10 protein-coding genes, 1 tRNA gene and 1 pseudogene are annotated in these 12,922 nt (G+C 67.2%); 7 read left to right on the forward strand and 5 right to left on the reverse strand.

Translation table 11 applies throughout. The features are described 5' to 3' along the window. The first annotated feature begins 737 nt into the window (after positions 1 to 737). Positions 738 to 1,415: pseudogene (locus GY937_01525) on the forward strand (site-specific integrase). A gap of 127 nt (positions 1,416 to 1,542) precedes the next feature. Here the strand turns inward: GY937_01525 and GY937_01530 are convergent. From GY937_01530 to GY937_01540, 3 genes are all read right to left on the reverse strand, one after another. Further along, positions 1,543 to 1,619, reverse strand: a tRNA-Asp gene (locus GY937_01530). Between the two features lie 37 nt (positions 1,620 to 1,656). Beyond that, positions 1,657 to 2,628 carry a hypothetical protein gene (locus GY937_01535; GenBank protein MCP5055386.1) on the reverse strand — a complete coding sequence of 324 codons (972 nt, stop codon included), beginning with the start codon at positions 2,626 to 2,628 and terminating at the stop codon, positions 1,657 to 1,659. Between the two features lie 43 nt (positions 2,629 to 2,671). Beyond that, positions 2,672 to 3,343, reverse strand: a complete 672-nt coding sequence (locus GY937_01540; GenBank protein MCP5055387.1) for an SCP2 sterol-binding domain-containing protein — start codon at positions 3,341 to 3,343, stop codon at positions 2,672 to 2,674. A 68-nt stretch (positions 3,344 to 3,411) separates the two neighbouring features. On the opposite strand from GY937_01540, the gene GY937_01545 reads away from it, so the two are divergent. Genes GY937_01545 through GY937_01555 form a run of 3 tightly spaced genes read left to right on the forward strand, consistent with a single transcriptional unit; the run spans position 3,412 to position 6,680 of the window. Next, complete coding sequence (locus GY937_01545) at positions 3,412 to 4,650, forward strand: tetratricopeptide repeat protein (GenBank protein ID MCP5055388.1); 1,239 nt, start codon at positions 3,412 to 3,414, stop codon at positions 4,648 to 4,650. After that, the gene (locus GY937_01550; protein ID MCP5055389.1) at positions 4,644 to 5,861 is read left to right on the forward strand and encodes a hypothetical protein; all 1,218 of its coding nucleotides are present in this window, start codon (positions 4,644 to 4,646) and stop codon (positions 5,859 to 5,861) included. Before GY937_01545 ends, GY937_01550 begins: the two co-directional genes overlap by 7 nt. A gap of 3 nt (positions 5,862 to 5,864) precedes the next feature. After that, positions 5,865 to 6,680: a hypothetical protein gene (locus tag GY937_01555; protein MCP5055390.1), complete on the forward strand. Its 816-nt coding sequence runs from the start codon at positions 5,865 to 5,867 to the stop codon at positions 6,678 to 6,680. On the opposite strand, the gene GY937_01560 is transcribed toward GY937_01555, so the two are convergent. Both GY937_01560 and GY937_01565 read right to left on the reverse strand, forming a co-directional pair. Further along, positions 6,667 to 8,274, reverse strand: a complete 1,608-nt coding sequence (locus tag GY937_01560) for a glycosyltransferase family 4 protein (GenBank protein ID MCP5055391.1) — start codon at positions 8,272 to 8,274, stop codon at positions 6,667 to 6,669. The two genes, GY937_01555 and GY937_01560, sit on opposite strands and share 14 nt — an antisense overlap. Continuing rightward, on the reverse strand, positions 8,271 to 9,497 hold the full coding sequence (locus tag GY937_01565; protein MCP5055392.1) for a colanic acid biosynthesis glycosyltransferase WcaL: 1,227 nt from the start codon (positions 9,495 to 9,497) through the stop codon (positions 8,271 to 8,273). Before GY937_01565 ends, GY937_01560 begins: the two co-directional genes overlap by 4 nt. A gap of 348 nt (positions 9,498 to 9,845) precedes the next feature. Here GY937_01565 and GY937_01570 point away from each other — a divergent pair, with 348 nt between their 5' ends. The 3 genes from GY937_01570 to GY937_01580 are packed head-to-tail and all read left to right on the forward strand — an operon-like array spanning position 9,846 to position 12,899. Then, a complete protein-coding gene (locus GY937_01570; protein MCP5055393.1) occupies positions 9,846 to 10,925 on the forward strand; it encodes a glycosyltransferase family 4 protein in 1,080 nt (359 codons plus the stop codon). Further along, entirely contained in the window at positions 10,906 to 12,228 is a 1,323-nt protein-coding gene (locus tag GY937_01575; GenBank protein ID MCP5055394.1) for a glycosyltransferase, read from the forward strand. Before GY937_01570 ends, GY937_01575 begins: the two co-directional genes overlap by 20 nt. Next, positions 12,225 to 12,899: a hypothetical protein gene (locus GY937_01580; protein ID MCP5055395.1), complete on the forward strand. Its 675-nt coding sequence runs from the start codon at positions 12,225 to 12,227 to the stop codon at positions 12,897 to 12,899. Before GY937_01575 ends, GY937_01580 begins: the two co-directional genes overlap by 4 nt. Positions 12,900 to 12,922 lie beyond the last annotated feature (23 nt).

The raw sequence follows: 12,922 nt of genomic DNA on the forward strand, positions 1-12,922 counted from the left end.
TCCGGTCGAGCCGGGAGGGCGTTCGCCCTGGGTCAAGGACCTTTCGACCCGGAAGATCTGAATCGGAATCCGGAACGGCGGGCTGCGTCGCCCCCCGGCCAAATGATCAGATTTCTACGCTTCTGAGTGAGCGTCTACAGTCCAATGCGCGGTCGGATGGATGTCTCGCTTCAACCCACCAATATCGAGTTCCCTACCGCGACTATGCGGGTCCCGGGACGGGTTCTTCGATGAGAGGAGCCGCTCGCCGTGGTAGGCTCCGGACGTTCACCGGGGAGGGTTGGGAGCTGGCGCGAGAGTTTGGTCGGGTCCAGTGTCGCCGCGATGGCCGGACCGGCTGGGAGATCGATCTCGGCCGGCACGTCCGTCCTCGCTACCTCTACTCCGCGCGCGGCGTGCCTCTCGAATCGAAGGCCATCGCCGACTCCGTCCTCGCCGCGATTCGAACGCAGATCGCGAAGGGAAACCACCCCCAGATCGCCGTCGATGAGTTCGCACCCGCCTCGTCGGAAGCGAACAGCATCGCCTCCTACCTCGCGGACTACCTGGAGGAGCAGGAGGACCGCGCCTCACGGCTGGAGATCAGCCCCAATCACCTGCGCGAGTTGAGACGATGCGCTCGCGAGGAGGGCGACTTCTCTTGGTGGGCGGAGGTGTCCATCCATGAGATCGATGCCAAGAGCCTCAGTGACTGGCGTCGCTGGCTTGCCAGGGAGCGTCAACTCAGTCCGAAATCGGTGCGGAACATCCTCGGGTACTTCCGAGCATTCGTGACGTGGCTCTACCGCCTCGATCTCATCGATCGCGTACCCGCGTTTCCAGTGGTCCCGGTCGCCGATCACGCGCCTACGATCCTGTCCGAGACCAGCCAGAGGGCGATCCTGGACGCGATCCCGGTCGAGCGGCGCGGTGCCTTTCTGGCCGCCTGCCATGGGGCGCGGCCAGGCGAAATCCGCGCCCTCGATGTGAGCGACGTGGAGGATCGTGAGGACATCCCCGGCCTGCGGATCCGCCGCGCCGTGAAGGGCCCGAACTCGACGGCTCCGACCGGTGGGACCAAGACAGGCGAGGCGGCATGGATCCCGATCGACGGCGAGCTCTGCGAGTGGATCGAGTGGCGCCTGGAAGAGCGCCGCGAGGCACTGCGGCTCGGCGGCCCCCCGTGGGCCGCGTCCCCCGCGCTTTTCCCGAATCCCACCAGCCGGAACCGGGAGCGCCGTTGGATCGCGAACGCGCTACGCGAAGAGTGGAACCGCGCCGCCCGGGCGGTGGGCGTCAAGGTCCGCATGTACGAGGGCACGAAGCACTCGAGCGCCAGCCGGTGGCACTCTTCCGGCATGCCGCTGGAACTGGTGCGGCGGATGCTGCGCCACCGCGATGCCCGTTCGACAGAGCGCTACGCAAAGCTCGCGGACTCGGCGCTGGTGGAGGCCTTCGGGGCTCACCACTCCAAGCGGGGCGACCGAAATACCCGCCCGCGTGCTCAAGGTGTGCTCAAGGCCCGAAAGGGGCCTGGAAAAACTCAACGGGGACGGGCACCTATGGCGGGGCGGACGGGACTCGAACCCGCAACTTCTGGCGTGACAGGCCAGTGCTCTAACCAATTGAACTACCGCCCCGCGGACACGAGGAGTTAGCTGATCGCCCCTTGGGGCGCTAGCGATCCTGGGCTTCGGACTCCTTCTCAGCGGCCCTCAGGGCTGCGGCGCGGGCTGCGCGGCGGCGGGCCCGGCGCTCGCGTCGGATCGCGTCCTTTGGAAAGCGCCATTCGAGGGCGATCTCCCGCGTATTCGCCATGGCGCGGAGTTCGGCGACCTCGTCCGGGAGTTTCTCTGGACGCAAGCCGCTGCGCAGCTTGTGGGCCACCCGGCGCAGGGCATCCTGCAAGAGCAACCACTCCACGTAACCGGGCTCGATCCAGCTGGCGTCGGCCTCCGCGGCGTAGCCCTCGCGGTAGGCCTCCAGGGTGTCGGAAAGATTGGCGGTCTTGAGCAACGTGGCCATGGAGAGGCCGCGGGGCGCCAGTCCGATGGCTTCTTCGTCCACGTAGCGGAGATCGTCATCCTCCTCACGCCACATGAAGTTGTCCTTGTGGACGTCATCGAGTTCGAGCTCGAGTGGCAGGCCGTAGCGAAGCAGGCGCCGCGCTGCCTTGAACGCGACGTCTCGCACACTGCGCCCCGGGAGCTGACTGCCGCGGGCAACCCGCACGAGGTCCGCCAGGAGCCGACCTAGCGTGGCCACCTGCTCCGAGCTTCTTCGCCAGCGCGATGCCGCGAACTCCGCACGGCCGGCACGGTGCAGGCGGGCGGCCAGGCTACCGATCTCGTTGGCCCGTGCGAGTAGCTCGTGGCGGGTGAGCGGACGATGGTCCTGCAACAGGTCGAGCAGCAGCAGGCTTTTGTCGCGGGAAACGAAGGAAGGGAATAGCCACCGCAGGCCTCGAACCAGGCGCTCGATTTCCTCTGCGCGCTGGCGGCTCCCGCACTCACGGAGCTTGTACGCGCGGCCGTCCTCATCCACGGCCCGGAAGGAGGTGCCGCTATGGGCGCCCTCGCCACCGAGGCCCTCGAGCGAAACGAGCCGCAGCCCTGGTTCGAAGGGCCGCTGCCGAAGAATGGGATGCATCGACCTTGCCTTGGACAACAGAGGTTGAACGACAGCGCGAACGCTAGGCGCCGCTCCCGCCCCCGCCCTGCTGCTCTTCCTGTGCGACCTTCATCTGGATGGCCTGCATCTGCATCATCAAGGCCATGTCGCCCATGACCTGGATCTTGCCCGACATGAAGGCCGTCATCGGATCGAGCTCTCCGCTTGCCATGGAAGCGGCGTCCTCCGCAGCGATCGAGAGGGTGGTGGTCGCCTCTTCCGGAATCGAGCCGGGGCCGAGATGGAACCCGACGGCCCAGGGAGCTTCGCCGCCGACCACGATTCGAATCAACCCGGAAAGCTGCTGCATCTCCGCCAGGGCCTTGGGGCTCGGCGCGCCACCGAGCTGATTGGTGCCGCTCTCGCTGGCCTCCTTGAGCGCATCGGGTCGAAAGAACATCGAGGCACCCTTGCCGATGGCGCCACCATGCCCTTCCCACAGGGCACCGCGCCAATCCCCGACCGTCTGAACGAACGTGAAGGCCGTCGCCTCGCGGGGTGCAGCCTGGATCGCAACCTGCCCGCTGTCCATGTGCACGATCCACTCGCCGCCGCCCTCCCCTTCGAGGAGGATTCCGAGCTTCACGTCGACCTCCTCACTTCCTGGCATCGGGCCTGCTTCCGCAAACGCATCGGGAAGCCACTGCTCGAGAAATGTGGCGGGGTCGAGGGGAGACTCGGGAAAGGCGGCCATGGATCCTCCTTGGGAGCCCGCAGTGTAACGCCGGGCTGGCCTCGCGGCGTTTCGCTATCAAGAAACCCATGCTTGAGATCCTCCGGCGGGTTGCCGGCCGTCGTCACGCCCGCCTGAACGAGCGTGTTCGGGCGGGGGATGCGCTCGAGGAAGACGGGCGCTGGAGCGAAGCACGCAGCGTCTACACGAAGGCACTGGCTCGCGAGCCCGAGAACGTGAGTGCACTGCGACGGCTCGCCGGCCTGGCTCAGCTCGAGGGCCAGGCGGAGGAAGCCCTGGAGCTGTGGCAACGCCTGAACGATCTGCGGCCAGAGCGGCCGGACGCGTGCTTGCAGTTGGCGCGGCTGCACCTGCACGCGGGCCACGCTCGGGAGGCCCTTCGGTTTGCGGAGCGTGCCGCTGCCCTCGCCCCCGAGGGCAAGCCCCACGAGATCGCCCATCGCGCCCGAAACCTGCGAGATCACCTGGTGCGAGGCATCCGCCCGCTGGCGGCGCGGCACGTGGCCATCGGGGGCATGTCGTTCTGCGGATCGACATTGCTCGGTTTCCTGCTGGGAAGCCTGCCCGCGGTGACGAACGTGGGTGAATCCCACAACCTGGTGTATAGCCGGCACGGAATGCGCAGCGGTCCCGCTGGCGGCTCGGGTTCAGATCTCGGCGGCATGGCACCGTGCTCCTCGTGTGGCGCACAACCGTGCCCGTTGTGGACGCTCGCCTTCCGGCACGCTCTCGCAGAAGAACCCGTGGACTGGTACGGCAAGCTCGCAACCCAGGCCGGAACGCCCGTTCTGCTCTCATCGGACAAGAGCCACGCCAAGCTGAGCGGCCTCGACCCCTTCGGGCGCCACGACCTCATCGTACTGTTCAAGAGCCCCTCGGCCGCATGGGCTTCGGCCCGGCGGAGGCCGCGCCCGCCGAAGGAGCCAAGCCGCTACATGACGCGCTGGGAGCGGGAGTACGCTCGGCTGCTCCACGACCTTCCGGTCGAAGGCAGGCGTGTGGTTCTGCATTTCGACGCCTTCCGCCGCGACCCGGCTGCCCACCTTCGACGCCTTGCCGAGCTCTTGGAAATTCCCATCCCGGTGGGGCACGATCTGTTGGCGATCACCCCCGATCAACATGTGGTCGGCGGCAACAAGTACACGCACGCAGGTCTCCGGGCCGAGGGCGGCGAGCTTGCGATCAGCGCGCAGGACAGGCATACCCTTCCCGCTGACGAAGCCGAAGCGATCGCAGCACGTGAGTTACGTAGTCCTGTCCTTCGAGAGCTGCGGGAAGGCCACGCGGCCGGCTTCGACGGATGTTGAGCCGTCTCAAGCGCCAGGCCGAAGTCTGGCGCTTGCGCCGCGCAGAGGCCGCCCATGTGGAGCTGCGCCCCGCTAGGGAGCGAGAGCGGTGGGAAGCCGTTCTCCTGCATCGCTCCGATCATCCAAAGGCCCTGCGCCGCGCAGCGGAACTGGCGGGCCTGGCGGGCGACCCGGATCGGGCCGAAGACCTCTGGACCCGGGCACTCACCCTGCCCGCACTCGAGGCCCAGGCTCACGGTCAGTTGGCTCGTCGCGCCCTGGATCGCGGCGACCTCGCCGCCGCCCGAAGCCACGCCGACCACTTTCTTGCCAGAACCAAGCCGGAGCCTCGAGCGTTCAGTCTGCGCCGCCAGATCGAGAGCCTCCGCGCGCACCTCGACGACAACCCCACCCGGGCAGCACCCCGCCATCTCTGTGTTACAGGCGTCGCCTTCAGCGGAAGCACCCTCGTCGGCCACCTGCTCGGTGGCCTTCCCGGTGCATCGAACATCGGAGAGAGCCATTGGCTGATCCACCGGCGAATCGGGTGGCAGGGCGTGGACATCGACTTCGACGCGGACCGGGACGAGGCGCTGTCGTACTGCAACTCCTGTGGGCCTACTTGCCCAATCTGGACTTGGGAAGCGCGACGGGCACTATCCCTGGATCGCCGTGACTGGTTCCGGCGAATCGGCGAGCAGTTGGGCGCCCAGACCCTGGTCTCGACCGACAAGAACCAGCTCAAGCACTTGACCCTCGATCCCTGGCTTCGCTTCGACGCCCTGGTGCTGTTCCGCCATCCGCGACATGCGTGGAAATCAGCGGCGCGACCGGGGCGAAAGCCGCGATCCGTGGACGCCTATCTGCGCCGATGGGACGACGAATACCGGAAGCTCGCCTTCGACTTGCCGAACCGCGGGGCGAAGGTCTTCCTCGACCTCGATGCCTTCCGGAAGGATCCAGATCGCCATCTAGAACGCCTCCAGCGGACGTTGGCTCTCCCGAGCCGGGACTCCCAGCTGGATGCGGCCCCGGACCACTCGATCGGTGGAAACGGGCGCGTGGTCACCGCCTTCCGTGAAGACCCCGACGTCAAGATCGTCACCGAACAAGTAGAGGCGCTTCCGCCGGAAGAAGCCCGATTCATCGAAGTCTATGCGCAGCACTCCGAGGTCTACGCGTTCCTTCGGAGGCAGCATACCGAGTTCTTCGACGAACCAGGCGAAAGGTGAAACATGATCATCAGCCACGAGCACCGCTACGTGTTCGTTCAGGTCCCGGACACTGCCTCCAGTGCCATCGGGAAAGAGCTATGCGCGCGCTACAAGGGTGAGGAAATCCTGCAGAAGCACAGCCACCTGGCCGAGCTGACCGCTTCGACCCACGGAGACGATCACAACTATTTCGTCTTCGGGACCATTCGCAATCCCCTCGAAATCATGGTCGCCCGATACTTCAAATTGAAGGTGAATCGGTACGGGATCTTCACCGACCCCGAGGCGTGGGCGGAAAACGGTGGCCACGTGACACGGGGTCAACGCGAACGGTTTCGCTTCATCCAGGAAACCGACGCCGACTTCCCCGCCTTCTTTCGCCAATTCGTTCCACGCTTGTACACGAGCCCCTATTTCACGGGCATCTCAGACCGATTCGACAAGGTGCTCCGCCACGAAAATCTCGACCAGGACTTCCGGTTGGCGCTCTCCCGGGTAGGAATCCGCACGGAGCGTGACATCCCCAAGTACAACATCACACCTGCGAAGAAGGGGCCCTTTGCGGACTACTACACGCCCGAGATCATTGATCGTGCGGTCTCGAGCTTTGGCCCATTCATGCGCTCCTGGGGCCACGGTTTTCCACCGAGCTGGGGCAACCGCCGCCCTCCGCGGCACGCCGTCATCGAGTACGAGGTGGGGGACAAGGTCGGGCGCTTCTGCGCAGGCCGTCTCGGCTGGAACCCGGAGCGCTCCCTGCGAGCTCGCGACAACGCACGACGCTGGGTGCGGCGGACGATGCGGCGATGGCCGCCGCGCCACGTCAATCCAGTGTAGGTAGAAGCCCGGCGTGCCTGCCGCTCGAGGCATCGGAAGCCGGGCCTTCCTTGACGACGCGACGAACGGCCATGCCGGCGTCTGTCGCCCTAAGGTCGAGGCGTAGGCCCTTGGCAAGTGCGCCCCAAGCCCGCACGTCCTCGCGCTGCTGAGCCGCCGCGCCCCAGACGCGGCGCAAGGCACGGTAGGCGCGCATCGGCACTCCGAGTACGGGGAACTCGGCCCACGCGGCGCCCAGACGGCGCACCCGCTCTCGCAGCGGGACCGGGCCTGCAGTTGCAGCCGCTGAAGCCTCGGGCCTGGTACTGGAATCGGCCGAGATCTGCGCTGAAGGAACCGACCCACCCGCTGTGGGCGCGGCCACCCAATGCCGTGTCGCCCATCGCGAGGCCACCAGAAGATCCGCGTCGATCGCGGGGGCCAGGGCGACCAACGCTTCGCGTGTGTAGTCGCCACCGAGCGGGACCGCACGCGAAGTCGCAGTTCGAAGTGTCTCGTAGGCGGCCTGATGCGCCTCGAGCTGGGCAACGAGGCTGAAACGACTGCGCACCAGACGGGCGCCGGCGACACCCCATGCCCGCCGGAGTCCGCCGTCCTGCGCCAGCTGCCCCAACGCTTCCGCCAATGCCTTGGGAGCCGCCTCGGGAACGAGGCGTCCGGTCTCTCCCTCGACCACCACTTCCGGTATCCCGCCGTGACGCGTCCCCACGATCGGAAGCCCCGTTGCCGCGGCCTCCACGACCACGTTTGGAATCCCCTCGACGTCCCCATCCTCAGCGCGCCGGGAGCAGTGAAGCAGGACATCTGCCCAAGCGAAATGATCGCGCACACCCGCGGCATCGGTCGGTGCCCGAACCTCGATGCAACCCGCCACGCCGTGCTTCTCCGCCTCGCGGATCAGGCTCCCCTCGTCCCCCGCGCCGACGATCCGCAAGGTACACGACTGGCCAGCCTCCCTCAGGGTGGCCAGAGCGCGGATTGCGTCGTCATGGCCCTTCTTCTCGACGATTCGTCCCACCATCAGGATTCGCAACGGGCCATCAGGGCCAGCTGGTGGCCGCGCCTGTTCGTGAAAGAAATCGACGTCTGCCCCGCGCCGAATCACGCGGATCCGTGCGTCCTCCACTCCTTGCTCGCTCAACTCCATCGCCAGCGTTTCCGAGACACAGATGCAGAGGTCCGAGGCTTGAAGCAGTCGAGCGTAGAGAGGCCGATGACCAGGATCGTGGAGATCCGCGCCCAGATCCCGACCGCCGAAGGTCGTCACCAGGGGCACGCCAAGGCACTGCCGCACGAGCAGGGAACGGATCCCGGACCAGCCGAAATGGGCGTGAAGCAGCCAGGGCCGCCACGCTTGATGCAGGACCTCCGCGAGAATCGCTGCTCCGGCGGGTCGAAAGAGCGCCTGGCTGCTCGCGCAGGCATAACGATGGACGGGAAAACGCTCGCGGTTCTCACGCCGGTTGCAGAGTACGGCTCCGGGAACCTTGGGCTCGAGCCCATTCAGTAGGCTGTGGAGGAACGGTTGGCTCCAGCCCAGGTACGCCGCGAACTTGGCGTGCAGCACCACGCCATCGGCGGGCGCAGGGCTCACGGAATCTCCTGACGCCAGCGATTAACGAGCAAGCGCACGGGCCAACGGAGCCGCTCGCGGCGCCCGATTGCCTCGGGCGCCTCCACATAACCCTCGACTGTTGCCCGCCACGCGGCACGCCGAACGGACCGAGGGATCGTGGTATAGGCGTCGCGTGCTTCGAGAATGCGTTCAGCCAGTGCGACACCTCGCAGTTCCTGGGCGTACTCCGCCTCGACCTTTGCACGGCCTGCGCGCCCGAACTTCTCACGGAGCGCTGGGTCAGCCAGCTCGACGATCGCCTGGGCAAGTTCCTCGGGTGCCCGCTCCGCCACGAGCCGCCCGGTCTCCCCGTCGTCCACGGCCTCGGGAATTCCACCATGGTGGGTGGCGATCACCGGCAGGCCCAACGCCATGGCTTCCAGGATGCTGTTCGGGATGCCCTCCTCCCGCCCCTCGGCATCCACCTCGCTAGGCTGCAGGATCACGTCCGAACCAGCCAGCTCGGCCCGCAAGACATCCACGGGCAACGCACCGCGAAAATGTACGGCGGGCATGAGCGCCAGGGCCTTTGCCCGCTCTCGGAGCGTGGATTCGAGCGGGCCTGCCCCGAAGACATGCAGCTCGCTGCCCGGCACATCCTTGCGGGCGATGGCAAGAGCCTCGAAAGCCGTTCGGTGCCCCTTCACGCTCATCAGCCGCCCGCTCAGGGCGAGACGCAACGGCCCATGCCCTTCGTGCCGAGGCCTCTGCAGATGGGCAGCGAGATCGATCCCGAGGTGGTGAGTGTACGCGCGCTCAGGCGGGAACCCCGCCGCTACCAGCTTCCGCGTCAGGTGATCGGCCACACCCAGCGCAACCGCCCCGGGCGAGGCAAACCACCGCTCGAAGCGCTCTCTGTAGCGCGGGTCGCGCACATCGAGATTCGCATCCTCGCCGTGGAAGATCGCGAGGATCGGGGCATCGGCCAACGCGCCGAGGGGGAGCGAACGAAACGCATTCTTGCCGAGGTGGGCGACGATGGCCTGCGGGCGTCCGTAGGCGCCCCGAAGCCCCGCCAACAGCCGGCGTGGAGCGAAGGCCTTGCGCAGGGGCGCAAGCTCGATCGGGTGGACGAAAACCCCTTGGCTGGCGAGTTCGCGGCGCCGATTTGCTGTCAGAGGCGCGTCCGCATAGCCAGAACGCCGCGTACACAAGACGACGTGGGTGCCGTGGCCAGCCAGCCCCAGGACGGTCCGGTACACGCCCGGATGGCTGGCCGGGGCGAATTCTTGTGAAGTCAGGTGAACCACAACCGGCCGTTGCCTCGAACGGCCGAACGAGGCGCGGGAGCGTGTCGAATCGAGTCGGGGCTGACCGACGGGGGAAACCAGACGCAATCGATCAACTCCTGGGTACGACCCGGGCGAGTCTAGTAGATCGGGTGGCGACGTCTGGCCTCGGCTAGGTTCATGCGCAGTGCATCTGATGCGGAATACATCCTGCCGAACCGCTTCTCGTTCTCACCGCCCGGCTCCCGAGTGGTGGCCCCTCACACCCCGAGGGGACGGAGGAAGGCACCTCCCCCTGCGGACCCCAGAACCCGCGCCCCGATGACATCACGCTTCTTGTTTCTGCGCGAGCACTTCCGCTGGATGGGTCGGCACAGCGGCTACGACCCGTTGTGCGACGAGGTCCTGCGGATGCGTCCCGGGGATCACCGCTCGGTCTTCGTGCGGCGAAGCCTTCCGCCGGGCACGAGGCCGGTCTTCAATCGTCTCCGGCGGCGGGGCCAGGGCAGCCCTTTCTACAACATCTACGGCGCACGGGCGGAGGCGGAGGCCTTCTTGCGGGCGCGGATCTCCAAGCCAGACCTCGTACACGTCACCTACGTCGAGAACCAGCTCGGCCTGCTCGCCCGCTACCGCGATCACCTTCCGGCCCGCCTGGTCGGAACAGTCCACCAGCCACCGGGTTGGTATCGCCTGCGCCACAAGAACCTGGGCCAGCTCAAAGCGCTGGACGCGCTCATCGTCATGGGCCGTGCGGAGGCGCGCTGGTTCGAAGCCCGGGTGCCCGGACGCGTGCACTTCGTACCCTACGCCGTGGATACGGATTTCTTTCGCCCCGTCGGGCCCGCGGAACTGGGCAAGCAGGCTCGCGAGCCCCGCTGCCTCTTTGCAGGACGCTGGCTACGCGACCTGCCCGCCTTGGAAGGGGTGATCGAGCAGGTGCTCGCACGGGATTCGAAGGTCGGCTTCGATCTGCTCGTCCCCCACGCTGACCGCAAGGACGATCTCTTCCTGCGCCTCTCCCGGCACGAGCAGGTGCGCTTCCACGCGGGCCTGGATGACGACGCCCTGCTCTCCCTCTACCGAAGCGCGAGCCTCCTGCTGCTTCCCATGTTCGACTGCCTCGGCAACAGCGTGCTCCTCGAATCCCTGGCCTGCGGTCTGCCCGTGGTGACGAACGACGTGGGCGCCCTGCCCGACTACACCCGAGAAGCCTTCGCGGACCTCTTGCCTCGCGGCGACGTGGCTGGCATGGCGGACGCGGTCCTCCGCCGGCTCGGCGACCCGACGGAACGGGACGCACGCGGCCAGGCCGCGCGAACCTTCGCCGAGCAGGAGCTCAGCTGGAGCGGGGCCGCCCGCGCGACCCTGGACATCTACGATGCCGTCCTCGCCCGCTGAACGCCCCCTCCTCATCCAGACGACCTCCCACGGCTTCACACCCGAAGCGCACCCGACGGTGTTCCGGCTGGTCGGCGGACTGGCGGGCTCGTTCCGCCAGGTCGTGTTGGAACTCGACGACAACGCCTACGTCGAAAGCCGGCTCTCTTCGGAAACCCGCGCAGACCTGCGCGCCCGCGGCATCGCGGTGCACCGTGTCGATCGTGCCCGCCTGCATCACGAGGAATATGTGCGTTGGTTGCTGGCGGGAATCGTCCGGCGCTACGGGCCCCCATTCGCGATCGTCGCCCAGCTCGGCAACAACGGCTGGCGCAGCCTGGCGCTGGCCGCCCATGCCAAGGTGCCCCTGGCGACCCTGTTCCACGGCGGGGACGCCCGGGTCGGCATGCTCGACGAACGCTTTCGCGAGCGCTTCGAACGCCTGGTGCGGCTGCCGGGCAGCCACCTCGGCGGTGTCTCCCGAAATGTGGTGCACGATCTCGAGGCCTGGGGTGTTCCGAACGGGCAGACGTTCCTCCAGCACCACGGTGTCGACCTGGCTCCTTTCAAGCCACCGGATCGGGCTGCCCACGAGGACGGGCTTCGCATCGTGATGGCCGGGCGTTTCGTTCCCTTCAAGGATCACGCCACCGGGCTCCGCGCCTTCGCCTCCCACCACAGTCGGCATCCGCAGAGCCGGCTCCACCTCTACGGCGACGGCCCCCTCGAGACCGCCGCCCGCGAACTCGCTGCGGAGCTCGGCGTGGGCGACGCGGTGCATTTCGAAGGTCTCGTACCGGTACAGCACCTGATCGTCTCGTTGGGCGAGGCCGACGTCGCACTTCAGCCCAGCCGAACGGATGCGGAGGGTCACGCGGAAGGCATCCCTACAACCGTTCTCGAAGCGATGGCCATGGCGCTTCCGGTGGTGGCCACGAAACACGCGGGCATTCCGGAGGCGGTATCGGATGGAGAGACGGGGCTCCTCGCCGACGAGGGAGATGCGGAAGCGCTCGCGAGTGCCCTCGACCTGCTGGCCGCGGAGCCCGCGCGTCGCCTCGCACTCGGCCGAGCGGGACGCGCGCGGATCGAAGCGGAGTTCGAAGTGAACGCCCTCGGCCAACGCTTCGCTGAGCAGATTCATGGGTGGCGAGATGCTTACGATGCTCTTCCCGCGAGCGAGCGCGCCTCGAAGATCGCCGACGCCACCGGGGGTTGGGAGCAGCCCATCGCCCGCCACGGGCTGCGCCGGCGCGCAATGCTTCGAGCGCGAATTGCCGTCAACCGTCTCGCCGGCGGCATCGACGACGGAACGCAACCGTGATCGTCCACCACGAGGGCCGATGGATCTATCTCGGCATCCCGAAGACGGCGAGCACCACGCTGCATCGTTTCCTGCCCCAGCACGGCGGCGTGTCCCACGGCGTGCAGCACGAAACCAGGATCCCCGAAGCGTGGAGCGAATATCGGGTGTTCATCTCCGTGATGAACCCGTTCCGCCGCGCCACGGCGCTGTGGCGCATGTGGGGCAAGGACGTCGCCAAGGAAGCCTGGTGGACCGAGGGCTTCTCCCCCGAGCTCGTGACCGACTTCCGCGCCTTCGTGGACACGTTCTTTCTCGACCCGCCGGAGCCTGACACCCGGCCCGTCATGGAATGGTCGATGACCCGCTGGCTCGAACACGCGAATCTCCAGTCCGAACCCGAAGTCCTCTACTCCGAGCGCCTCGGGGAGGAACTGCTGCGTGTCGGCATCCTGCAGCACGCCGAGGATGTGCCGGTGCAGAACAAATCCGGGAACGAGGCCTGGCGGGAGAACTACGACGACGCGCTGGTCCGAGACGTCGGCGCCTGGGCCGCGAGAGACTTCGAGCGGTTCGGATATCCAGCCGACCTGAAGGGGGCAGTCTCGATTCAACGATCGGCAGACACCAAGCCCCGCCCGCCCTCCGGTTTTCTCGCCCGCGCCAGCCGCTGGCTGGGCGGCAGACGCTAGCCAGCAGATTTCCTACCCTGGAG

The organism is bacterium (assembly GCA_024228115.1).
In the GTDB taxonomy this organism is placed as follows: domain Bacteria; phylum Myxococcota_A; class UBA9160; order UBA9160; family UBA6930.